The 22614-nt window shown below is 61.0% G+C and carries 16 protein-coding genes, 1 tRNA gene, 2 rRNA genes and 1 pseudogene; 10 read left to right on the top strand and 10 right to left on the bottom strand.

Going from position 1 to position 22614, the window contains the following annotated elements; translation table 11 throughout:
- The 4 genes from BM348_RS21645 to BM348_RS07670 all read right to left on the bottom strand — a co-directional run.
- Positions 1 to 1407: ribosomal RNA gene (locus BM348_RS21645) — 23S ribosomal RNA — on the bottom strand; the annotation flags it as partial.
- Positions 1408 to 1617: 210 nt separating this feature from the next.
- Positions 1618 to 1689, bottom strand: a tRNA-Ala gene (locus tag BM348_RS07680).
- Positions 1690 to 1829: 140 nt separating this feature from the next.
- Positions 1830 to 3302: ribosomal RNA gene (locus BM348_RS07675) — 16S ribosomal RNA — on the bottom strand.
- A 622-nt stretch (positions 3303 to 3924) separates the two neighbouring features.
- Complete coding sequence (locus BM348_RS07670; RefSeq protein WP_092903485.1) at positions 3925 to 4161, bottom strand: DUF5816 domain-containing protein; 237 nt, start codon at positions 4159 to 4161, stop codon at positions 3925 to 3927.
- Between the two features lie 128 nt (positions 4162 to 4289).
- On the opposite strand from BM348_RS07670, the gene BM348_RS07665 reads away from it, so the two are divergent.
- Both BM348_RS07665 and BM348_RS07660 read left to right on the top strand, forming a co-directional pair.
- Positions 4290 to 5651, top strand: a complete 1362-nt coding sequence (locus BM348_RS07665; RefSeq protein WP_092903483.1) for a bifunctional metallophosphatase/5'-nucleotidase — start codon at positions 4290 to 4292, stop codon at positions 5649 to 5651.
- Between the two features lie 35 nt (positions 5652 to 5686).
- Positions 5687 to 6097 (top strand): universal stress protein, encoded by a 411-nt coding sequence (locus BM348_RS07660; RefSeq protein WP_092903481.1) that lies wholly within the window; start codon positions 5687 to 5689, stop codon positions 6095 to 6097.
- 47 nt (positions 6098 to 6144) lie between these two features.
- Here BM348_RS07660 and BM348_RS07655 read toward each other — a convergent pair whose 3' ends face one another.
- Entirely contained in the window at positions 6145 to 6576 is a 432-nt protein-coding gene (locus tag BM348_RS07655; RefSeq protein ID WP_092903479.1) for a universal stress protein, read from the bottom strand.
- A 57-nt stretch (positions 6577 to 6633) separates the two neighbouring features.
- Positions 6634 to 7677 (bottom strand): mechanosensitive ion channel family protein, encoded by a 1044-nt coding sequence (locus tag BM348_RS07650; protein WP_092903477.1) that lies wholly within the window; start codon positions 7675 to 7677, stop codon positions 6634 to 6636.
- A gap of 124 nt (positions 7678 to 7801) precedes the next feature.
- Between BM348_RS07650 and trmB the strand changes: the two genes are divergently transcribed.
- The 6 genes from trmB (at position 7802) to BM348_RS07620 (ending at position 15295) form a co-directional block, all read left to right on the top strand.
- A complete protein-coding gene (gene trmB, locus BM348_RS07645; RefSeq protein WP_092903475.1) occupies positions 7802 to 8863 on the top strand; it encodes an HTH-type sugar sensing transcriptional regulator TrmB in 1062 nt (353 codons plus the stop codon).
- A 307-nt stretch (positions 8864 to 9170) separates the two neighbouring features.
- Positions 9171 to 10646 carry an extracellular solute-binding protein gene (locus tag BM348_RS07640; RefSeq protein ID WP_092903473.1) on the top strand — a complete coding sequence of 492 codons (1476 nt, stop codon included), beginning with the start codon at positions 9171 to 9173 and terminating at the stop codon, positions 10644 to 10646.
- Positions 10636 to 11682, top strand: a complete 1047-nt coding sequence (locus BM348_RS07635) for a carbohydrate ABC transporter permease (protein ID WP_092903471.1) — start codon at positions 10636 to 10638, stop codon at positions 11680 to 11682. Before BM348_RS07640 ends, BM348_RS07635 begins: the two co-directional genes overlap by 11 nt.
- Positions 11682 to 12788, top strand: a complete 1107-nt coding sequence (locus BM348_RS07630; RefSeq protein ID WP_092903469.1) for a carbohydrate ABC transporter permease — start codon at positions 11682 to 11684, stop codon at positions 12786 to 12788. Before BM348_RS07635 ends, BM348_RS07630 begins: the two co-directional genes overlap by 1 nt.
- Before the next feature lie 10 nt (positions 12789 to 12798).
- Entirely contained in the window at positions 12799 to 13986 is a 1188-nt protein-coding gene (locus BM348_RS07625; RefSeq protein WP_092903467.1) for an ABC transporter ATP-binding protein, read from the top strand.
- Between the two features lie 241 nt (positions 13987 to 14227).
- A complete protein-coding gene (locus BM348_RS07620) occupies positions 14228 to 15295 on the top strand; it encodes a Gfo/Idh/MocA family protein (protein WP_092903465.1) in 1068 nt (355 codons plus the stop codon).
- 99 nt (positions 15296 to 15394) lie between these two features.
- Here BM348_RS07620 and BM348_RS07615 read toward each other — a convergent pair whose 3' ends face one another.
- Positions 15395 to 15706, bottom strand: a complete 312-nt coding sequence (locus BM348_RS07615) for a HalOD1 output domain-containing protein (protein ID WP_092903463.1) — start codon at positions 15704 to 15706, stop codon at positions 15395 to 15397.
- Between the two features lie 219 nt (positions 15707 to 15925).
- On the opposite strand from BM348_RS07615, the gene BM348_RS07610 reads away from it, so the two are divergent.
- Entirely contained in the window at positions 15926 to 17203 is a 1278-nt protein-coding gene (locus BM348_RS07610; RefSeq protein ID WP_394328088.1) for a tubulin/FtsZ family protein, read from the top strand.
- A gap of 57 nt (positions 17204 to 17260) precedes the next feature.
- Here BM348_RS07610 and BM348_RS07605 read toward each other — a convergent pair whose 3' ends face one another.
- The 3 genes and pseudogenes from BM348_RS07605 to BM348_RS07595 form a co-directional block, all read right to left on the bottom strand.
- Positions 17261 to 17959: a 6-hydroxymethylpterin diphosphokinase MptE-like protein gene (locus BM348_RS07605; RefSeq protein ID WP_092903459.1), complete on the bottom strand. Its 699-nt coding sequence runs from the start codon at positions 17957 to 17959 to the stop codon at positions 17261 to 17263.
- Positions 17960 to 18408: 449 nt separating this feature from the next.
- A pseudogene (gene folP, locus BM348_RS07600) lies at positions 18409 to 19296 on the bottom strand (dihydropteroate synthase); the annotation flags it as partial.
- Between the two features lie 75 nt (positions 19297 to 19371).
- Positions 19372 to 20625, bottom strand: a complete 1254-nt coding sequence (locus BM348_RS07595) for a Cdc6/Cdc18 family protein (RefSeq protein ID WP_092903457.1) — start codon at positions 20623 to 20625, stop codon at positions 19372 to 19374.
- Positions 20626 to 21612: 987 nt separating this feature from the next.
- On the opposite strand from BM348_RS07595, the gene BM348_RS07590 reads away from it, so the two are divergent.
- On the top strand, positions 21613 to 22374 hold the full coding sequence (locus tag BM348_RS07590; RefSeq protein ID WP_092903455.1) for an RNA methyltransferase: 762 nt from the start codon (positions 21613 to 21615) through the stop codon (positions 22372 to 22374).
- Positions 22375 to 22614: the final 240 nt, after the last annotated feature.

Below are 22614 nucleotides of genomic sequence, written 5' to 3'. Positions count from 1 at the left end.
CGTTCGGCCGTCGGGGTTCTCACCCGACTAACGCTGCTACTATGACCAGAATTTTCGTTACTGCACGGTCCACACGAGATCTCTCCCGTGCTTCCACCCGAACAGTATGCCAACCTACGGAATCACCCTCTGACGGGTGTCGCTCGGTCTCGGTGGTGGACTTGAGCCCCGATCATTTTCAGCGCGCCGAACCTCGGCCGGTAAGCTGTTACGCTTTTCTTAGAGGGTAGCTGCTTCTAAGCTCACCTCCCGGCTGTCTAGGGCTCGGCACCACTTTCGATCGCACTTAGTCCACACTTGGGGACCTTAACCCAGCTCTGGGTTGTCTCCCTTACGGTACACAGGCTTACCCCGCGCACCGGTCTCCTCACGTCAACAGCGTTCGTAGGTTCGGAGTTGGACAGGGAGGCGAACTCCTCTCGGAGGCCGGTCTCCCAATCCGTCGCTCTACCCCACAAACTACCTCGGTGAAGGTCATGCTTCGACATGTTTCGGTTGGAACCAGCTGTTTCCGGACTCGATGGGCCTTTCACCCCTACACATAAGTCACGAGAGGGTATTGTAGGACACCAACTCTAACGGGCCTCCACGTGCCTTTCGGCACGCTTCGCCCTGCTCATGCGTAGATCGTCCGGTTTCGGGTCGTGTCCGGTCGACTCCCCGCGCTTGAACACGGTGACCCTGGTGCAAAGCACTGCGGTCATATCGGTTTCCCTCCGCCTTCCCCGATGATCGGGTTAGACTCGTCGAACAGACACACTCTCTGGTTCGTTTTTCAAAACGTACGACAGAACACCGGCTTCCCACACGGCTTACTACAGGTTCGCACCTGATTCATTTCGTGTCGGACCTTTCGTGCCCTGTCGTTCTATCGCCAACTGATTTCACGCCCTATTGCACCTCCCTTCTTGGGGTGCTTTTCAGCGTTCGCTCACGCTACTTGTTCGCTATCGGTCTCAAGGAGTATTGAGTCTTTGCGGTCAATGCCCGCAACATTCACGAGGAATATCCAATCCCCGCTACTCTGGTACTGACACACACCATACTAACCTACAGTACGGGACTGTCACCCTGTCTCGTACTCCATTCCAGGAGATTTCTCATAGATGGTCTGGTGCTGCAAGTCAGCCCGAACACCACATTGCCCGTGAAGGCTTCGGTTTGGACTGTGTCGGGTTCACTCGCCGTTACTAACGACATCGCGAGTTGCTTTCTTTTCCTGTCGATACTAAGATGTTTCAATTCTCGACGTTCCCCATTGCGCGAAGCAATTGCGGTGGGGATTCCCATTCGGAAATCCTACGTTCTTCCCCTCCGTGCGGGTCCCGTAGGCTTATCGCAGCTTGGCACGTCCTTCTTCAGCTCTTGAGCCGAGCGATCCACCAGCTGGCACAGTAGCCACGTTCTTTCGGATCAGTAGTGACCCGGGAACGGGTCCAGTGGACGCCTGGACTACACGTACACACGGTCTCATCTGCACGCCCGTAGACAGCGGGCCTGCATTAACCCTTCCCACCCACGCTTGCGCGGAGTGGTGCATCGGTTCTTGCTTCGGATTAGATCACAGCGCCGTCACCCACTTAAGGGGCACGATTCGCTTCGACCTAACCCGACTCATGGACCCACAGGGATTCGAACCCTGGGCATCCTCCTTGCAAAGGAGGCACTCTACCACTGAGCTATGGGCCCACCCCCGCCTCAACGAGGCCGGGGATCAAACGCGACGTTAGCCTTGACAGTTCTAAGGTGCTCGCTCGGCCCTGCGCGGGTCCGAACTGTGGACGCACGACTGCTGCTGTGGGCCGGGGCAACGCCCCGGTCCCGGTCTGTGGAGGTGATCCAGCCGCAGATTCCCCTACGGCTACCTTGTTACGACTTAAGCCCCCTTGCGAAGCCCAGATTCGACCGCCGGATGACGGCCTCATCCGGACCTCACTCGGGTGCTTTGACGGGCGGTGTGTGCAAGGAGCAGGGACGTATTCACCGCGCCCTTCTGAGGCGCGATTACTACCGAATCCAGCTTCATGCGGGCGAGTTTCAGCCCGCAATCCGAACTACGATCGAGTTTCGGAGATTAGCGTCGCCTCTCGGCGTAGCATCCCACTGTCTCGACCATTGTAGCCCGCGTGTAGCCCAGCACATTCGGGGCATACTGACCTACCGTTGCCCGTTCCTTCCTCCAGTTTGGCACTGGCAGTCCTCTTAATGTACCCAACCACCTCAAGGGTGTTGCTGGCAATTAAGGGTGCGGGTCTCGCTCGTTGCCTGACTTAACAGGACGCCTCACGGTACGAGCTGACGGCGGCCATGCACCTCCTCTCAGTGGCTCCCGTAAGCTCATCACACTGACGTTCACTGCACACTGTCGATGCTGGTGAGATGTCCGGCGTTGAGTCCAATTAAACCGCAGGCTCCTCCGGTTGTAGTGCTCCCCCGCCAATTCCTTTAAGTTTCATCCTTGCAGACGTACTTCCCAGGCGGTCTGCTTCACGGCTTCCCTACGGCACAACACAGGCTCGTAGCCTGTGTCACACCTAGCAGACATCGTTTACAGCTCGGACTACCCGGGTATCTAATCCGGTTCGTGACCCGAGCTTTCGTCCCTCACCGTCGGATCCGTCTTTCCAGAGCGCTTTCGCCACCGGTGGTCCGTCTCGGATTACGGGATTTCACTCCTACCCCAGACGTACCCTCTGGATCTTCCGGTCCCAAGCCACACAGTTTCCACCGGACGCCTCTCCGTTGAGCGGAGAGATTTCCCGATAGACTTGCGTGGCCAGCTACGGACGCTTTAGGCCCAATAATAGCGGTCATCACTCGTGCTGCCGGTATTACCGCGGCGGCTGGCACCGGTCTTGCCCAGCACTTATTCTGTGACCATCCTACGGTCACGAAAAGCGAGGACTATATGCCCTCGCACCTGGAGTCCCCTTATCGCACTCGCGTGCAGTGTAAAGGTTTCGCGCCTGCTGCGCCCCGTAGGGCCCGGTATCTTGTCTCAGATACCGTCTCCGGGCTCTTGCTCTCACAACCCGTACCGATTACTGGCACGGTGGGCCGTTACCCCACCGTCTACCTAATCGGCCGCAGCCACATCCTATCGCGCCTGAGCATTTCTGGCTCGCGTCACTCCAGACGCCGAGCCGTATGCACTATTAGCCTCAGTTTCCCGAGAGTATCGTGCTCGATAGGGTAGTTTGGCCACGTGTTACTGAGCTATCTGCTACGAGCCTCAACTCGTACAACTAGCATGGCTAAATCGGACTCCAATAGCAATGACCTCCGGCAGGATCAACCGGAATGCTATAACTCCCTCGAAAGGGAGGGTTTGGCGGTGAATGTTAAAACACACTCACACATTGCGTGGTCCACAGTCCAGTGACCCCATCGCCGACCGATCGAGCGTCACCGAACTGTCAAGGCTAACATCAGATCCCATCTTAACGGCGGACCGCAGGGGTGGAATCCTCATCTCCTTCGGACTCAATCATACGCCCTCAGGGGTACAAAACCCCTTCGGACCCAGACCGTCCGACCCGGCACGCCGACCATATCGGCCACCGGCCACGTGTTCGTTGCGTTCACATCCGAACCGACCCATCCATATAAGGCCGTCGGATCACACCCACGCCGAGAACCACACCCCGGCGCCGGCATCCACGTACCCAACCAAAGACCACGGCCCCATAAAAGGCCATCGTCTTCACCTCGACCACTACCGGCCGAGCACGAGTACGTGTCAACGCACGCGAACCAACTCAACCCTCCGTGCTGGAACGCAGCCAGAGGGGACGTGACATCCCGCGTCACGTCGATTACATCCTTACCGAGAAGACATCCACATAAAAGGCCGTCGAACCAAACCCGGTTCGAAAGCCGATACCATGAGACGCTATTCCAGAGACTCGTTCTAACAGAACGCCGCTACTCGTGTGCCGCGTCCCACTCGGTCGGCTTACGGAAGTTCCCACACTGGTTGCACTTGATCCGGCCCATCGAGTCCATCGCGTTGTCGATCCGCTCGCAGTTCGCACAGAACCAGCCGTATCGTCGATCGCAATCTCGAGACTCGTATGCGACGAGAAACGGCGCTTTCGACCCCGTATCACCTTCCCGCTCGGAGACGAAGACCGTCCCGTCGTCGGTGGATACCGTTTGCATACGCCATCGTAGGGGCGCTCGAGGTAAATGCGTATCTCTCCGTAATCGTTGCGTGCACGGGCACGCGCTAGCAACGGTGAGAACGAGAACCGACGGAACCAAGCCGGTAGTTTCGTAACATCCGGCGAATGTCTGTCCGGCTGGTACAGTACTCCGACGTCGAAAACGCGTGTGACTACCCGAGACAGATCGGACGTCTCGTCCGGGCGATCCGCGAGCGCTCGAGCGAAGACGCGCTCGTTCTCGGGACCGGAGACAACACGTCGCCCGGAGTGTTACCGCTCGTAACCCGGGGAAAACAGGCGATCGAGTTCTACGATGCGGTCGAACCGGACGTCGAAACCTTCGGCAACCACGACTTCGATTACGGGGTCGAAGCGACCCTCGAGATCGTTCGGAACTCGCCCCAGCAGTGGGTGAGTGCGAACGTGTTCCGGCACGGTGAGCCCTTCGGCGCCGAGGTCGGGGTCGAGCCGTGGGTGACGATCGAACGAAACGCCACGACGGTCGGGGTGACCGGTGTCACGACGCAGCGAACCGGTTCGCTGAATCCGACGGCGACGGAAATCGAATTTCGGGATCCGATCGACGCTGCGGAGGAGGCCGTCGCCGACCTTCGCCGCGAGGGTGCCGATATCGTCGTGATCTGTTCGCACCTCGGCCGGGGCGACGACGATCTCGCGCGCGAAGTCGACGCGGACGTCATCCTGGGCGGACACGTTCCGAGCACGCGACTCGAGCGGATTGAGGGGACGCTGGTGACTCGCCCCGGCGATGGAGGGGACGCGATCGTCGAGGTGCGCACCGCGAGCGACTCCGAATCGAATATCGTCCGAACCGACGCGTACGCCCCTGCGATGGATGCGGTCGAGACGTTTCGAGATCTCGAAGCGTCGGCCGGCCTCACGGAGGTGGTTGCGACCGTCGACGAGCCGATCGAGCGGACAGAATCGACGCTGTTCGGTGGCGAGAGCCGCGTGGGGAACTTCGTCGCCGACGCCTACCGGTGGAAGACTGGCGCCGACCTCGCGCTGCAAAAGAGCGGTGGAATCCGTTCTGGGGAAGCGCTGGCGGGCGAGGTGACCGTCTCGGAGCTGATCGGTCTGGTCCCGTTCGACGAACCGATCGCGACCGCGTCGCTCACGGGCGAGCAACTGGCGGCTGTGTTCGACGGCGCTGTCGGTCTCGACCTGGGGTTCGCCGAAACCGACTGGTGGCACGCCCACGTCAGTGGAGTCCGCCTCGAGTGGGACCCGAACGACAACGATGTCTCGATTACGCAAGTGAACGGTGATCCGTTCGACCCCGACGTGACCTACGAACTGGCGACGTCGGAGTATCTGTTTCACACGGACGACGAGTTCCCGGTGCTTCGAGAGGGGGCACAGACGGAGATCACCGACAGCACTCAGTACGAGGTGCTGGTCGAGTACGCGCGCGAACGCGGCATCGATCCGTCGATCGAAGGGCGAGTCAGACGCCGATACTGAAACGTTTACCATCGCGGCTACTCTTGGAGTGGGTAATGACGCTGGTCGTGGTTCCTGTTCGATATCCCTTGACTTCGCGATCGAAGCAGACACTCGAGCGGGCTATCGGAGTCGCACGCGAACGCGACGGTTCGCTGACCGTCTTGCACGTCAACCTGTACCAGAACGGAAAGAACGTGACGCGGACGGAACTGAAAAAGGCGGTCGAACGCCACTTCGGACAGCTCGAGAACGTGCGCTACATCGTTCGGTCGGGCTTTTTGATCGAAGAGAGCATCCTCGACGAGATCGCGGCCGAAGAGGCGGACGTAGCGGTGATCGGCACCAAACAGGTGAGCCGACTTCGGCGGATATTCAGGCGGTTCGCGGGTAACCCGGACATCGACGACTACCTCCGTTCACACCTCGATTGTGAGATCATTACGGTTGATGCGGCCAGAGAGTGAGCCGCCGCTCGTTTCTCACCGAGACGGACCGTTCCTCGACCGATCGATCAAACGTCGCGAACGACGAGCACCGGGATAGACGCGTTGTCGACGACTCGCTCCGAGACGCTCCCGAGGGAGACGATTTTTTCGCGCGGACTCTTTCCGTGCGTCCCGATCACGATGAGATCGATATTCCGCTCGTCCGCGTACTCGAGAATCGTCTTCGACGGAATCCCGCGCTCGAGCGCGGTGGTGACGTCGATCTCGCGTTCGTCGGCCGCGCGTTCGATCGCTTCGATCGCGACCGTTCCGTCCGACTCGAGCGATTCTTCGAGATCGGTTCTGGTATCGTCGGTCGCTGCGGTCGTAATGCGGGTGTCGACGACGTAGAGTCCGTGGACGGTCGCGTCGTTGTCCGTTGCGATTGGGAGAGCGTGGGCGAGCGTCTCGGAGACGGTATCGCTGCCGTCGGTCGGGACGAGGATATCGTCGTACATCTGTCGTTCTAGGGACGAAGTCGAACTCCGGGTGTATAAAAGAACCCCAGCGGCCCCCTACGATCCCGTCGAATCGGGGTTGGCATCGGTCGGCGGGCCCGTATCAGACGGTTGTCTCGAGTCCGGTCGCTGGCCTTCCTGTGGAGATGGCGGCCCGGAGGCGTACCCGCTTTCGATGGTCGTTCGGGCGACGCCGCTCGTTTCGTCGAAGACGTGATGGGTGTGAGGGTACGCGAAGTCGATGTCGTGTTTCGCGAACCGCCGTTGGATCTCGTCTTGGACGTCGGAGCGGGCGATCGTTTGCTTGTATGGGTGTTCGGTCCAGAACCGGACCTGCAATCGAACGCCGTGCTCGGCGAACTCGAGGATGTCACAGATCGGGGCGGCGCCGTATCGCGCGCTGCCGATCCGGATATCCGGTCCGCCGGAGATGACGGTATCGATGCTGCGTGCTGCCCGCTTTGCGTGGCGTCTTGCTGCGTCGAGATCGCTCTCGTAGGTCACGTCGAAGGCCACGGAGACGCGCGTTCGCTCGTCTTCGGCCGAGTAGTTGATGACGTCTCGACGGTGGATTTCCGAGTTGGGGATCACGAGAAACGTGTTCTCGAGCGTGAATATCTTCGTGTACCTGATAGTGATGTCCTCGACGAACCCGCGGTGGCCGGCGTCGGAAACCTCGATCATGTCGCCGATCTCGAACGGCCGGTCCGAGAGGACAAAGACGCCGTTGATGAAGCTGCTGATAAGCGGCGCGAGAACGACACCGACCACCGCCGAGAGGACGGCGACCGAGAAGAAAATCTCGCCGCCGCCGACCCCGAAAATGGTTGCGATGAGCGCGAACGTAACCAGGAGGACGCTAGCGCGGACGCCTCGAAGGACCGTTCGAGTCACGCTCGGTCGATCGATCTGTCTCGCGACGGTCCGACCCGTGAGGCGAACGGCCAGTTTCGAGATGTACCAGCCGATACCGAAGATAATACACGCGAATGCGATGTCGAGCCCGATGGTGACGAGCGCGTCCGAGTTCCAGTCCGGAAGTCTGCCGAGGAAGTCCTCGAACGCCGTCTGTTGACCGATCCGTGACTGTCCCTCGAGCATACGTCACAGTACCGGTGGCGCTGGTTAAGCGTTCTGACCACCGCACGTCGACAACCCGATTTCGAAAACGAGTGTTACTCAATCCATAATAAATCATTTAGCCTTCGAGAGCCTAGGGGAGGATATGTCACAGGACGAGCTTCGCTCGACGGTCGAGCGCGTCGGGGACCGGTTCAACCTCGGCGAGTACGAGATCGATGCCTATCTGACGGTCCTAGAGCAGGGCCAACTGACCGCGAGCGAGATCGCGGATCGAACGGACATTCCCCAGCCGCGCGTGTACGATACGGTTCGAAGCCTGAGCGATCGAGGACTGGTCGAACTCCGAGAATCTCGTCCGATGAAAGTCGTCGCGATAGATCCCGAGGAGGCGTTCGAAAACGTCCAGAGCTCGCTCGAGCAGATGATCGACGAACTCGAGTCGCGGTACACGGCGCCCGCTCGAGACACGGAAGCCGTCTCGCTCGTCAAATCCCGATCGACCATTCTGCGCTATCTCGAGGAAGTGATCGACGCCGCGGAGTACGAACTCGCGCTCTCGCTGACGCCCGATCTGTTGACCCGCTTCGAGGATGAGTTGCGAACGGCCGTCGACGCGGGTGTGAGTATCGATCTGATCGTGACGCCCGCGGCTGAGGCGCCCGACCAGGCGGAGTTCGACTACCTCGAGGTCGCGACGACCGTGCGCGCGCGACGCGGGATCACCACGCCGGTCGTCGCCGTCGCCGACGGAAACTACTCCATCTACGCGACGCAGGACGCGTTGCGTGACGATCAGGACAGATACGGCGTCATCTTCAATCGATCCGCGCTCGGATTTCTGGTGTCCGGGTTCTTCGGTACCGTGCTCTGGACGACGGCCGAACAGACCCTCGGCGAGAACGGGAAGGGGCGGCCGTATCCGCGTCGATACGCTTCGATCCGTCGCTGCGTGAAAGACGTCATCGACGAGGGCGGCGAGTTCTACGCGACCATCGAGGGACGAGACGTCGCCGTGGGCGGGTCGCGCGTCGTGCAGGGACTCGTCACCGACGTCTCCTTCGAGGTCTCCGAGGAGGTCGCGTCGTTGACCCTCGAGACCGAAGACGAGCAGCTCACGATCGGCGGTCGGGTCGCCGCCTTAGAGGACATCGAAGCACACGAGATCAGAATCGGTCGACACAAGCCGCCGGCGCTTGAGGACTGACCTGACGATCCGCTCACCGGATCGCACCTCCGTCCGATCGCTCGTCCGGCGAGGGATCGTTCGTTTCCAACGGTATTTTTCCCGCCGGTAAACTCGATGAGAGCGTTCGTCATCGGCCAGGTTCGTCCGTTCGAGTGGGTATCGAGCCGAAATAGATCGAAACGAGTAGCGCAGCGATCGGCGCACTGGACGCGTCACCGACGCAACGTAAGCCGGTATTAGACGAGTGGCGAATCCGGACAGTCAGCCTTTATTACACCGTTGCCTGCGAAGGATTATACGGGAGAGGAGCCTCTATTGTGAAGCGATGGCCTCGAAGCCGACCCCCGATCGATCCGCACGCGGGATATCCCGTCGCACGTTCGTCAAAGTAGCGTCGGCGTCCGCGGGTGCGGCGGGCGTCGCCGTCGCCGGATGCCTGGGACGGGCGCGCGAACCGGGAACGATCGTTATGTCCGGGGACACGGACTTCGAGAGTATCATGCACACCGAGGGGGACGCCCCGTCGGTTCAACAGGCGCTCTGGGACGCGGGCCTCGACGAGGACATCACAGTAGAGGTGCAGGCGGGGGTCGACGACTCCGCCCAGCGGATGCAATCGTACCAGTCTGCGCTGCAGGCCGGTCGATCGCCGCCGGACATCTTCATGATGGACAGCGGGTGGACGATCCCGTTTATCCTCAGAGAACAGACGACGCCGCTCGAGGAGGCACTCGCGCCAGAGGTACTCGCGCGCGTCGAAGACGAGTATCTCGAGGCGGCTCTGGAGACGGCGCGCGATCCGAGGACCGACGTCCTCCACGCGCTCCCCCTGTTCCCGGATTTTGGCCTAATGCTGTACCGACAGGACCTCATGGCTGATGCGGGATACGAGACGGACGGATGGGCGACGGAGCCACCGTCGTGGCGGGAGTTCTCCGAAGCGACTGCCGACGCCCGCGATGAGAGCGGCATCGATTTCGGCTTCACGACGCAGGCGGCGGCCTACGAGGGGCTCTCGTGTTGTACGTTCACGGAGGAGATGTCGACCTGGGGCGGCGGCTACTTCGGCGGCACCGAGAACCTGTTTACCGCCGGCGACCGCCCGATCACCGTCGAGTCGGAACCGGTCATCGATGCGATTCGAATGATGCGGACGTTCATCCGCGGGGCCGACGACGAGTACGCCCTCGAGGGCTATCGGCAGATCTGTCCGTCGGCGATCGTCCAGTGGACCGAAGAGCAGTCCCTGAGTCCGTTCGCGAACGGGGACGCGGTCGCGCATCGAAACTGGCCGTTCGCGGTCTCCCAGACGGGCGCGGAAGGCGCCTTCGGCGACGATCTGGGAGTCATGTCGATGCCGTACGCGGTCAGCGAGGACGAGGCAGAGTTCGAGGGCGTCGGCGGGACCGCCGCCGGGCTGGGCGGGTGGCATCTGACGCTCAATCCACACTCTGACCGGCTCGAACGGGCCGCCGATGTCCTCGAAGCGTTTACGAGCGAGAACGTCATGCTCACCATCTTTGAGCAACTGGGGTATCTCCCGCCCGTACTCGAGTTACTCGAGCAGGCGAGCGCCGACCAGATCGGCCCCGTCGCGCGGTACACAGAACAGATACGGATGGCCGGAGAGAACGCGGTCCCGCGGCCGGTCACCGACCTCTGGCCGGAGCAATCCGCGCTGATCGCCCAGGAGGTAAACGCAGCGTATCGAGCCGTAAAGCCGCCGGACGAGGCCATGTCCGACTTAGCCGAGCGTCTCGAGGCGAGCGAAGCGAGCGTGGAGGGACAGAATGGCGACTGATACTGACACCGAGGGAGGGGGACTGGTCAGCGGCGGCGGTGACGAAGCCGAGTACGACCGAACCGGGAACCCGGTCACGAACTGGATGGAGGGGTTGAGCGAGGCGGCCTACGCCTACCTGCTACTGCTTCCGGCGTTCGCGCTGCTGTCGTTTATCGCCTTCTACCCGCTTCTTCGGACGTTCGTGATGTCGCTTCGGGAGAATCGGACGCGGGGTCACGCGCCGCTGGGAGAGTTCGTCGGAATCGAGAACTACGTCGACATTCTGACCGGAAACGCGCGACTCGCGCGGCAGTTTCTCGACGTCTCGATCTCGTCGTCGTTCCCGTTCGTCGAACTCGGGGTTCCGTTCTTGCAGCAGGCGATTTTCGTCACGCTCGCGTTCGCCGTCGTCAGCGTCGTCCTCGAGACCGTGATCGGGTTCGGGCAGGCCTACGTCCTCGATCAGGACTTTCGCGGCCGGCGATGGGTTCGGGTCGCGATCATCCTGCCGTGGGCCGTGCCGATCGTGATCCAGGGGATGATCTTCTTCCTGCTCTTTCAGCCGACGGTCGGCTTCGGAAGCGACCTCATGCAGTCGATCGGACTGTTCGGAGCGACGCCGCTCGCGAACAGCCGCGACTCGTTCATTATCATCCTCATCGCCGACATCTGGAAATCGTCGGCGTTCATGGCGCTGCTCATCCTCGCCGGCCTCCAGAGCATCGATCGAAGCCTCTACGACGTTGCAGAAGTAGCCGGAGCGTCGCCGTGGCAGCGATTTAAGCTGATCACGCTCCCGCTGGTGTTACCCGCGTTACTCGTGGCAATGTTGTTCCGGACGATGGATGCCATGCGAGTGTACGGGCTTATCGAGTCGACTGCGGGCTGTACGACGGTCCCATCGTTGACCTGTCTGGTCGTCGAAGCGATGTTCGGCGGGACCCGCATCTACGCCACTGCGGCGGCCGTGGCGTTCGCGACGGCGCTGGTGATCGGACTGATCATCGGGGTGTACGTCGTCCTGTTCCGAGATACTGAGAGAGGTGTCTACTGATGACAGACGACGACTCGAGAGACGAGACGAAACCCGAATCGACTACGAAACGGATCGGCCGTGGATCTGCAAACACAGGCGTTCCGGGCGACGAATTTCCAAACGCGGGCATCCCGGACGGCGGACGCGCAGGTTCGCCCGACACGGACCGTGATTCGACGGGCGAATCCGCGGCTATCGACGGCTCGAGTGACGAACCCCTGCGTCGCGGTCCCTTCCAACGGTGGGTCGACGAGTCGATTTCGAACCCGGGTCGCCTCTACAGGTCGCTGTTCTACGTGGTGACGATATTCTTCCTGCTGACGACGCTGTTCCCGTTCTACTGGCTTCTGATGGTCGCGCTGACGCCGGAGGGGCGCCAGCAGGACATCTTCCTCACGCCGAACGGGTTCAACCCCGGCGCGTTCGTCGAGGTCTTCGAGGTCATCCCGTTTCACTGGTACATGTTCAATAGCTTCGTCATCGCGAGCGCGTCGACCATTGTAGTACTCGTCATCGCGAGCCTCGCGGGCTACGCCTTCGGTCGCCTCGAGTTCCCCGGAAAGGTGCCGCTGTTGTTGCTCGTGTTGGTGATCTCCTTTTTCCCGCCGGCGGCGTTTTTCATCCCGCTGAACGATCTGTTCAACACGCCCGTCGGCATCCTTCGCCCGATCACGGGTAACGGAACCCTCTACAACACGCCCGGCGCGATGGTCCTGCCGCTGTCGGCGATCTTCATGCCGCTGTCGATTTTCATCCTGACGACGTTTTACTCCCAGATACCGGAGGGGCTCGAGGACGCCGCGCGAGTCGAGGGGACCACGCGACTGGGGGCACTGATCCGGGTCATCATCCCGCTGTCGGCACCCGGCGTCGCGACTGCGGGCGTATTGACCTTCATCGCCGTCTACAACGAGTTCTTCTTCTCGTTTCTGATGACGGACGGCCAGCCCCAGAACTGGGCGCCGATTCTCGAGGGGATACTGGCCTACCAGGGTCAGTACGAGGTGCTGTACCACCTGATGGCCGCCTCGAGCATCATCGGGGTCATTCCCGTCGCGATACTGGTTATCGTGGCACAGGAGCGAATCGTCAGCGGACTCACCGCGGGCGCACTCAAAGAGTAAGAGACCACCAATGGCACGAGTACGACTCGATAACGTCACGAAACAGTACGAAGACATCACCGCAGTAGACGAGATCTCGCTCGACATCGAGGACGGGGAGTTTCTCTGTCTCGTCGGCCCGTCGGGTTGTGGGAAATCGACGACGATGGAGACCGTCGCCGGCCTGACGAAACCGACCGACGGCTCGATCTACATCGGCGAGCGCGAGGTCACGAACCTCGCGCCGAAAGACAGGGGCATCGCGATGGTGTTTCAGAACATCGCGCTGTTTCCCCACATGAACGTCTTCGAAAACATCTCCTTCGGGCTTCGTCTCAGAACCTACGACGACGAGGAGATCGAACGGCGCGTCTCACAGGCCGCGGACATCGTCCAGCTAACTGGCATGGAAGAGCGAATGCCCAACGAGCTATCGGGCGGCCAGCGCCAGCGGGTCGCCATCGCTCGCGCCATCGTGCGGAATCCGGGCGTGTTTCTGATGGACGAACCGCTGGCGAACCTCGACGCGAAGCTTCGGGTCCACATGCGAACCGAACTCCAGCGGCTCCACCGCGAGTTACAGACGACGGTCATCTACGTCACGCACGATCAGGCAGAGGCGATGACGATGGCCGACCGGATCGCGGTCCTCGACGGCGGGCGACTCCAACAGGTCGATCCGCCGCTTGGCTGTTACAACGAACCGGACAACCTGTTCGTGGCCGGTTTCATCGGCTCGCCCTCGATGAACTTCGTCGAGGGCGAACTCGTCGATGACGGCCTCGAAACGCCGAATTTCCGCGTCGCGTTCGACCCGTCTCGAGTACCCGACGTGGCCGTTGGCCGCGAGGTGACACTCGGCGTCCGTCCGGAAGATGTCCACCTCTCTGCGAGTTCGGATGCCGTTTCCAGACCGACCGAGACGATCTCGGCCCGGACCGACGTCATCGAACCGATGGGCGACGAAGTGTTCGTTTACCTGTTGCTCTCGGATACCGTCGACCGCGGTATGGACCGAGATCCAGCATCGTCGCCGGACCAGTTACTGATGAGTCTCCCTGCCGACACGCAGATCACGGACGACCAGCGGGCCGAGGTCGTCTTCGACGCCGCGAGGATCCATCTGTTCGATACTGAAACGGGAACGGCACTCACACACGGACTCCCCGAGTCTGATGGGACGGCCGAGGAGGGGACGATGACCGAGGCAGACGGGTGATAGACCCGGTTTCTACACCGATGGGGTGCGAACGGCCGCGTGCTTCTTCACCGGCGATTCCCGAGATTCGGTCGGCACAGATCGTTGCCGTTCGTTCGTGCAAACCTCCGACGCTCGTTCGGTGCAAATCGGCGATGGACCAAAGACCACAGAGATACTATGATCGGTACTGTCGGCCAATCGGTACGCACGCAATCGCCGACACGCGCGATACGCACCCAAATGGGGCTGATCCGTCCATATGACTCCCGATCGAAGCGACATCGAAACCGGAATCGTCGGACTCGGAAACATCGGCCAGTACCACGCCGAGCGGTTGCTCGAGCTCGAGGTCCCGCTGGTCGGCGGGATGGACGTCGCCCCGGAGGCCAGAGAGCGCTTCGAGAACCGCTACGGCGTGGACGTGTACGATAACTACGAGGATCTGTACGAGACTGTCGACGCCGTCGTCATCACGACGCCGAACAAGTTTCACGAACAGTACGCAGTCGCGGCCCTGGAGGCGGATCTTCACGTCCTTCTCGAGAAGCCGCTCGCTCACACGCTCGCGAGTTCCGAACGAATCGCCGCGGCAGCGGCCGGCTCCTCGGGCGTCGCGATGGTGGGGTTCAACAATCGCTTCGCAAACACCGTTCAGATCGTGAAAAACCGGATCGATCGTGGCGAGTTGGGAACCGTCACGCACGTCGAGGCGAACTACGTTCGCAGGCGGGGCATCCCGGGTCGAGGGTCGTGGTTCACCCGGCGCTCGATCGCGGGCGGCGGCGCGCTCATCGATCTGGGCGTGCACGCGATCGACCTCTCGATGTACCTCCTCGAGTACCCCCCGGTCGCGGAAGTAACCGGCGTCTCTCGCGGCGAGTTCGGTTACCGCGACGAGTACGCCTACCTCGACATGTGGGGGACCGATTCCGGGTCGAACGAGTTCGACGTCGACGACTCCGCGAGCGCGTTCGTGCGCTGCCCCTCGAATCGAACGATCTCCCTGGAGGTCGCCTGGGCGACGAACCGACCCGAAAACCACGAGTTCGTGGTTCGAGGGACCGACGCAGCCGCCAGATTCGATCTACTCGAGAACGAGTTGACGTTCCACGCCGCGAGTTCGAGCGGTCCGGACCATCTCGAAGACACGTCGATAACGACGCGACAAAACGACACCCACACCGACGAACAGATCGCGTTCTTCGACACGATCGCGACCGGCGACGATCGCGAAAACAGCGTCGACGAGGCGCTCGAAGTCCAGCGAATCGTCGACGCGATCTATCGCTCGAGCGATCAGGAACGCACGGTGTCGCTTTCGAACTGAGAGTCTCGGAGACGATCGTGAGGTCTTCGAAGGCGATCAGTGTGTGAAAGGGATTCTACGGACCGCTCATCGCTCGAGCGCTCGACGCGTCGACCGAAATCAGTTTCCGAGAGAATTTACCCTCCCGTTGGAGGAGGTCGCCTCCGAAACGCTGACCTGTCCGTCGCCGTAGACGACGATGTCGTATCCCTCGTAGACGAACGAGACACGCGTTTCGGAATTGCTTGCGTCGTTCGGGTGGGCGAACAGGAGATCGAGCGCTTCGGGATCGACCACGGAGTATAGCGGTTCGTAGGCGGGTGGTCGCAAATCGATCACATCGACGCCCTCGGCGTTCGCGACGGCCTCGATGATGGCTTGGCTCGGGGGAAGCTGCCGACCGACCGGGGAAGTGTCTGTCGGATCGACCATATCCCATGGTAACTTTTGACAAGGTATAAGTTTGCTGGTTGCTTTCGCGCGAATACGACGTTGTATCTCCGGGAGAGGGATCAATTCTTTCACAAGACCGGCTTACACGTCGTCGATTCAATCGCGATTTATACTCCGAGCGAGGGGTCGGTTCGACCTCGGTACGTTCACGGATCGATGAGAGTATTGATCGATTGACTGTCTTTTCATCGATCGTATGTGGCCCATAACAATACTCCAGATTCCGGATTTCTCGAGCGTGGAAACCGTTCTCGACCCGACCGGGCAGGCACCGCACCGGTCGATCGCGGAGAACGGCCACAATCGCAAGCTATGAAACTCGCACTCATCGGCTTCGGACAGGCGGGCGGGAAAGTTGTCGACGAGTTCCTATCGTACGAGCGGACGATCGACGGGAACTTCGTCGAATCGGCGATCGCGGTCAACTCCGCGACCGCGGACCTACACGGGCTCGAGGAGATTCCGACGGAGCATCGGGTTCTCATCGGGCAGACGCGGGTCAAAGGCCACGGCGTCGGCGCGGACAACGAACTCGGAGCGACGGTCACCGAGGAGGATATCGATGAGATACAGGGCGCTATCGACCGAGTTCCGGTCCACGAAATCGACGCGTTCCTGATCGTCGCGGGGATGGGTGGCGGCACCGGTTCGGGCGGCGCGCCCGTCCTCGCGAAGCACCTCAATCGGATTTACTCCGAACCCGTGTACGGACTGGGAATCCTGCCGGCGACCGACGAGGGCGGGATCTACACGCTCAACGCCGCCCGGTCGTTCCGGACGTTCGTCCGCGAGGTCGACAACTTGCTCGTCTTCGACAACGACGCCTGGCGACAGACCGGCGAATCGGTTCGCACCGGTTACGGAGAGATAAACCGAGAAATCGCAGAGCGGTTCGGGCTCCTCTTCGCGGCGGGCGAGGTCGAAGAAGGAGACCACGTCGCCGAGAGCGTCGTCGACTCCTCGGAGATCATCAACACGCTCTCGGGTGGCGGCGTCTCGACCGTCGGCTACGCTCGAGAGACCGTCGAGAACGCGAACGACGGACTCATCTCCAAGTTCCGAGACGGGGATTCGCCCGACGAACTGTCGGCGACGAGTCGGATGACGAGTCTGGTTCGGAAGGCGGCCCTCGGCCGCCTGACGCTGCCCTGTGACGTCTCGAGTGCCGAACGCGGGCTCGCGGTCGCGACCGGTCCGCCCGCCCACCTCAACCGGAAGGGAATCGAACGCGGACGCACGTGGCTCGAAGAGGAGACCGGTAGCATGGAGATCCGTGGCGGTGATTTCCCGCTCGTCGGCGAACGCGAGGTCGGCTCGATCGTGTTGCTCACCGGCGTGACGTCGGTCCCGCGGATCGAAACGCTCCAGCAGGTCGCGATCGACGCGAAAAATCGCACCGCGGACGTCCAGGCACAGAGCCAGGAACAGTTCTCGTCGCTGATGGATACCGGTGGAGAGATCGACGCGCTCTTCTGAGCGGCGATCGGTCCGTGCACACTTCGGCGGACTATCGCGCTACTTCGACCGGTATCGTCACTCGAGACCGACTGCACTCGCGTCGATCGATTCCCGGTGGCCGTCGAGAACGGAAAACCGCTCGTTTCGTCGCTGTTCGAGCACCGCCAGAAGATCCCTCGCCCAACGGAGTTTTTCGGCTTTCATCGGGTCGACGGACGGATCGTCGAAATCCCAGCCGACGAACTCGAGCCTGCGAGCGCCGAGCGCATCGGCGAGAAACGCCGCCCGATCCCCGTCCGTGAAGCCGCCAAAATTGCGAACGTGGCCGGACGGTTCGGCCTGAGTCGTCGGTAGCACGCACTCGAGTCGACACCGCGGAACGACCTCGCGTACCGCCGGAATATTGTCCCCGTGTGCGTGAACGGCGACCGGCGTCCCGCGCTCGGTCAACCGAACGACCGTCTCCGGGTTCTTATCGAGATCGGTCACCATACAGTCGACGGCGATATCGTGCGCTTCGAGAACGTCGACGGCAGTCGATGCACCGAATACGACGTCGCACGCTCGCGCGCGCTCGAGAGCCGCCCGCGACTCGAGGGACGGCCCCGCGCCCGCGATCGCGACCGTCGCGTCGCGAACCGCGCCGATTTTTTGGAGGTCGAACGGATCGGTTAGCGCCGCGAGCGTCTCCCGTGCGCGTTCGTCGGCCGTTCGGTCGAAACCGAAATCTGCCAGAATCGCCTCGTAAATGGGTTCGAATTCGTTGTATTCCATAGGGCACTGAGTGACGAGCGTTTCCAGTGTGATCGGTTCGGACCGCGGCCGTCACTGGGTACAGTTGCCACTTCGGAGCGTAGGACCACAATAATTCCGTGTTGTGGGCCGGGGGTCGCCTCCTAAGTACCCCTACCCGGGAGGCCGCCCGGCGTCCACTCCCCTCTTTCGAATCCTCCGGCATAAGCTTTCTCTTACCGCCATGGTGACTTGGAGTCGACATATCTCGAGGAAACACCGTCGTTTTCATATCGTAGAGCGCCTGAACGTCACGAACTATAATCCGCGGAGAGGAGAATCCGAATCGACGCGGTTCCGTGGGCCCGTATGTGAGTTTGTCTCTTGAGGACCGTCCATCGGGCTGTCAGCCGTGGATCGTGTGGTAGTCTATCGTCCGCGGATCATCCGTTGGTCTATCGGCCGTGGGTCATCCGTCACTCCGACTCGGACGATAGATCGCTACCGTCTCGAGTTGCTCGATCGGCGAACGCCGATCCGATCCGCGCGGCGTCGCGGGTTTCGGCCACGTCGTGGGTGCGAACGATATCCGCGCCGCGCTCGATAGCCATCGCGGTCGCCGCGAGACTCGCCGGGAGTCGATCCGCAGTGTCGCGACCTGCGATCTCGCCGAGGAAGTTCTTCCGGTTGATCGAGATCAGCATCGGCCGCTCGAGCGCGCGAAACTCTGACAGTCGGCGGAACGTCTCCAGATCGTGTTCGATCGTCTTGGCCTCGCTCCAGCCGCCGAACGCCGGATCGACGATCGTCTTGTCCGTGAGTCCGTTCCGTTCGAGCGCCTCGTAGATCATGTCGACGTAGTCTGCGGAGTCCGCCCACGCCGCGGATCGGCGACTCGCCCAGTCGGTTTCCTCGACGGCACCCGGCCGCTGTAAGTCTGGCGGACTGGCCATCTTGACCACGGCGGCGTCGTGCTCTCGACAGACGGTCGGCATCTTCGGATCGGCGAACCCGCAGATGTCGTTGACCATGTCGAACCCTCGAGAGAGCGCCTCGTCCGCGACGGTCGCGTACCGCGTTTCGATCGAAAACACTGCGTCGCCGGCGACGTTGTCGATCGTCTCGAGGGCGACGTGGAGTCGCTCGAGTTCTTCCTCGGCCGTGAGGACGTCGAACCGTTTGTTCGCCGACTCGAGGCCGATATCGACGATGTCGGCTCCCTCGTCGATCAACGCCTCGTCGACGTAGGCGGCCGCTTCGACCGGATCGTCGTACACGCTCGGATCGTAGGGCGATTCCTCGCTGACGTTCAGGACGCCCATGATCCGAGCCGGGTACTCGTCGCCGATACCCACTCCAGCGGCGTCGACGCTGTTCATACCTGCAGTGAGGACGGCAGACAAAAAGGTATCGCGGTACCGGCCGATTCGATCCGGACGAATCGCTCGGAGTACTTACCGCCCGGAGGACGTCTCGGTATCCGCGTTTTCATCGAGTAGTGCGAGCCGAGAATCACGCAGGAGCACCTTCTCGACGATCGACGGGTTCTCGAGCAGTCGGTGTTTCGCGTGCGCGCCGCGACCGCGGCCGCGGCCGGTTCGCTCGGACTGGATCACGTTGAGGAAGTTCTGTTCCTGCAGGATTTCCTGAACGCGCCGTTCGGAGAGGATGTCGAAATCGAGCCGTCGCGCCAGTTCCTTGTACTGGTTGTAGATTATCTTCGTCGGGAACTCCTTCTGAGAGCTGTTCTGGGTCAACACCGTCAGCGCGTACAGGATCGCTTTCGCCTGCTGGGGCGACCCTTCGATCAGTTCGTTGAACCGATCCGCTTCGGTCTTTTCTTTCGCCTCCCGGACGTTTTCGGCGGTGACCCGCGCGTCGTTCTGTTTCTTCGCGAGCCGCCCCGCGTTTCGAAGAATGTCGATCGCCTTTCGCGCGTCGCCGTGTTCCTGTGCCGCGAGCGCGGAGGTCAGCGGAATCACGTCGTCCTCGAGCACGCTGTCGTGGAAAGCGTCCTGGCGTTTCTCGAGGATCTCGATCAGCTGGTTCGCATCGTAGGGCGAAAAGACGAGTTCGTCTCGCGAGAGACTCGACTTGACCCGCTCGGAGAGGTGATCCGGAAAGTCGATCTTGTTCGAGATGCCGACGATCCCGATCGCCGCGTCCGAAATTCGTCGGTTTTCGCCGGCCCGGGATAGTTTTCGAAGGATCTCGTCGTCCTCGAGCATGTCGATTTCGTCGAGGATAACGATCGTTACGTCGGTGCAGTGATCGATCGTCTGCCAGAGTCGCTTGTAGTAGTCCCCGGTTCCGAGCCCGCGATCTGGAACCGTGATACCGCTGTTGTCGGGTTCGTTGATGATCTGAGCGATGGTCTTGACGACCGACGCTTCGGTGTTTTGCTCGCCGCAGTCGATGAAGGCGTACTTGACCGTGACGCCGTCGCGTTCGGCCTCCGTAATCACTCGCTGGGTGACCGACCGCGAGATGAGCGACTTCCCGGTACCCGTCTTCCCGAAGATAAACAGGTGGTTTGGCTCGCTCCCGAACACCGCCGGATTGAGTGCGTCGGCGACCCGCTGCATCTGCTCGTCTCGCCCGACGATCCGGTCGGGTCCCGGAAGATGCGTGATCTCGAGCAAACGCTCGTCGGCGAAGATCGGATCGTCGTAGCGAAAGAGCGGGTCCCGGTCATCGTTGGAGGACATTCCAATACTGCGGGAATACTAATTGGGATAAGATAAACCCATAGGGTTACCTCGCGTGTGTAAATGTTATATGTAACCCTTCGTTAGAGGCCAGAGATGGGTAATTAGGCCATCTCGGGAGAGTTGCTACTATCGCGTTTCTATGTCTCTCCGTACCGTGGCTGTGGGATGTCCCCGTCGACACCCCCCCCCCCACACCAGCGTCGCGCGTGTAACTGTGTTGATGCATGGGTGAATGGGTGCGAGCACAGATGAGTGAATGGGCGTGAGTGCAGGTGAGTATTCAGGATAGTTTCGAGATCGACCCGCGGGTAGTGAGGACGTGACAATGCTAACCGGTTTCAAACTGAAGCGATGAACAAGAGAATCACCGCTCGAGCGGGTGAGACGGCCACTCGACCGATAACTGAACTCGAAACTGTGCAATGAGGGGACACACACCCCCGTCGCGTTTGTAACGCCAAATGTGGGGGAGGGGGAGCAGATATCCCCGGATTTGCCGATTTAAACTCATTCTATAGACATATTTACATCCGCGACAGAGGTGTGTTGCACAACAGAACCCCCACACACATTCACCGTTACAAACGCGATGCAGGTGTGTGTCCCCCTCGAAGTCGCCATACAAAGCAGCCACATAGAGCAATCACGCAGAACAGAATGGGTCACAAACCGGCGTCTCAAAGGCGAGACGGGCCAATATCTGGAGAGTAATCCTATCCTGAGAGTAGTCTCATCCGTAGAACAGTGTCTTCCGCCAACTCATCCCGATACGTTGTACGGTTCCACTGAATTGCACACCGTACGTTCTAGTAGTGTTCACTAGACTAGTTCACCTAGGCTAGTCTAGCTAAACTAGTCTAGGGAGGATAGTTGACGACAGTTAGTCGTAACAGGTCCGCTAGCATTCGTCCACTTCGATTATCCCCACTTCGATCGCCTCGCCCCGAACAGACTTCTTTTCCCTATCCACGAATAGCCGAGTACATGGACACGCGGGATCCGCCTTCCGTCGCCGTCGTCGACGCTGAGACACCGGGGAACGTGGGCACCATCGCTCGAGCGATGAAGAACTTCGGCTTCGAGGACTTACTGTTGGTCGATCCGCCGGAACTCGATCCGGACGGCGAAGCCTACGGGTTCGCTGGACACGCTCGAGACGACGTCTTACCCGACGCGACCGAACTCTCGTTCGACGACCTCGTGGAGAACTACCACACCATCGGGTGTACGGCCGTCACGAACGAGGACGACGAACACCACGTTCGGTTCCCGTACTCGACGCCCGCGGAACTCGCCGAGCGATTACCGACCGTCGACGCCCCGACCGTCCTCGTTTTCGGTCGCGAACGCGTCGGCCTCATGAACGAGGAGCTGAGCCGAATCGACGAGATCTGTTCGATCCCCGCGAGCGCCGAGTATCCCGCGCTCAACCTCGGACAGGCGGCGACGATCACGCTCTACGAACTCCGCTCGCTCGCGCTCGCAGACGGCGACACGCAACTCCCAGACAAAACGCGCGTTCGCGCCCCGGAACCGCTGCTCGAGCGACTCTACGATCAGTGGGGAGACCTGCTCGCCGAACTCAACCACCCCGAGGAGAAACGCGAGAAGACGATGCGGATGATCCGCCGCGTGTACGGCAGGGCGGACCCGACGGAAGGAGAAGTCAACACGTTACTCGGATTGCTTCGACGGGCGACCGAGCGGCCCGACCTGCAGGGATCGGACGACCGCTCGGATCGATAGCAGTTGTTTTAGCGTGATTTCTCTGCGACGGGCGATTCTCGTACGAGGGCGACTCCAGCGAACACTCCTCCAGCCCAGATGCTACCTAAAAGGAGGACGACGGAGGGATCGTAAGGGATGAGTGGACTAAACGGCGCGAATATCATTACCGGAACTGCACCTAATCCGGAAAGGCTGTACCAAAACCTGGAGTATCCATCCGGGGCGGACCATCTCGTTCGATATTGCGGATACGCGAAG

The organism is Halostagnicola kamekurae, assembly GCF_900116205.1.
GTDB lineage: Archaea > Halobacteriota > Halobacteria > Halobacteriales > Natrialbaceae > Halostagnicola > Halostagnicola kamekurae.
Note: the sequence above shows the minus strand (reverse complement) of the source record. Positions and strands in the feature narration are given on the sequence as shown.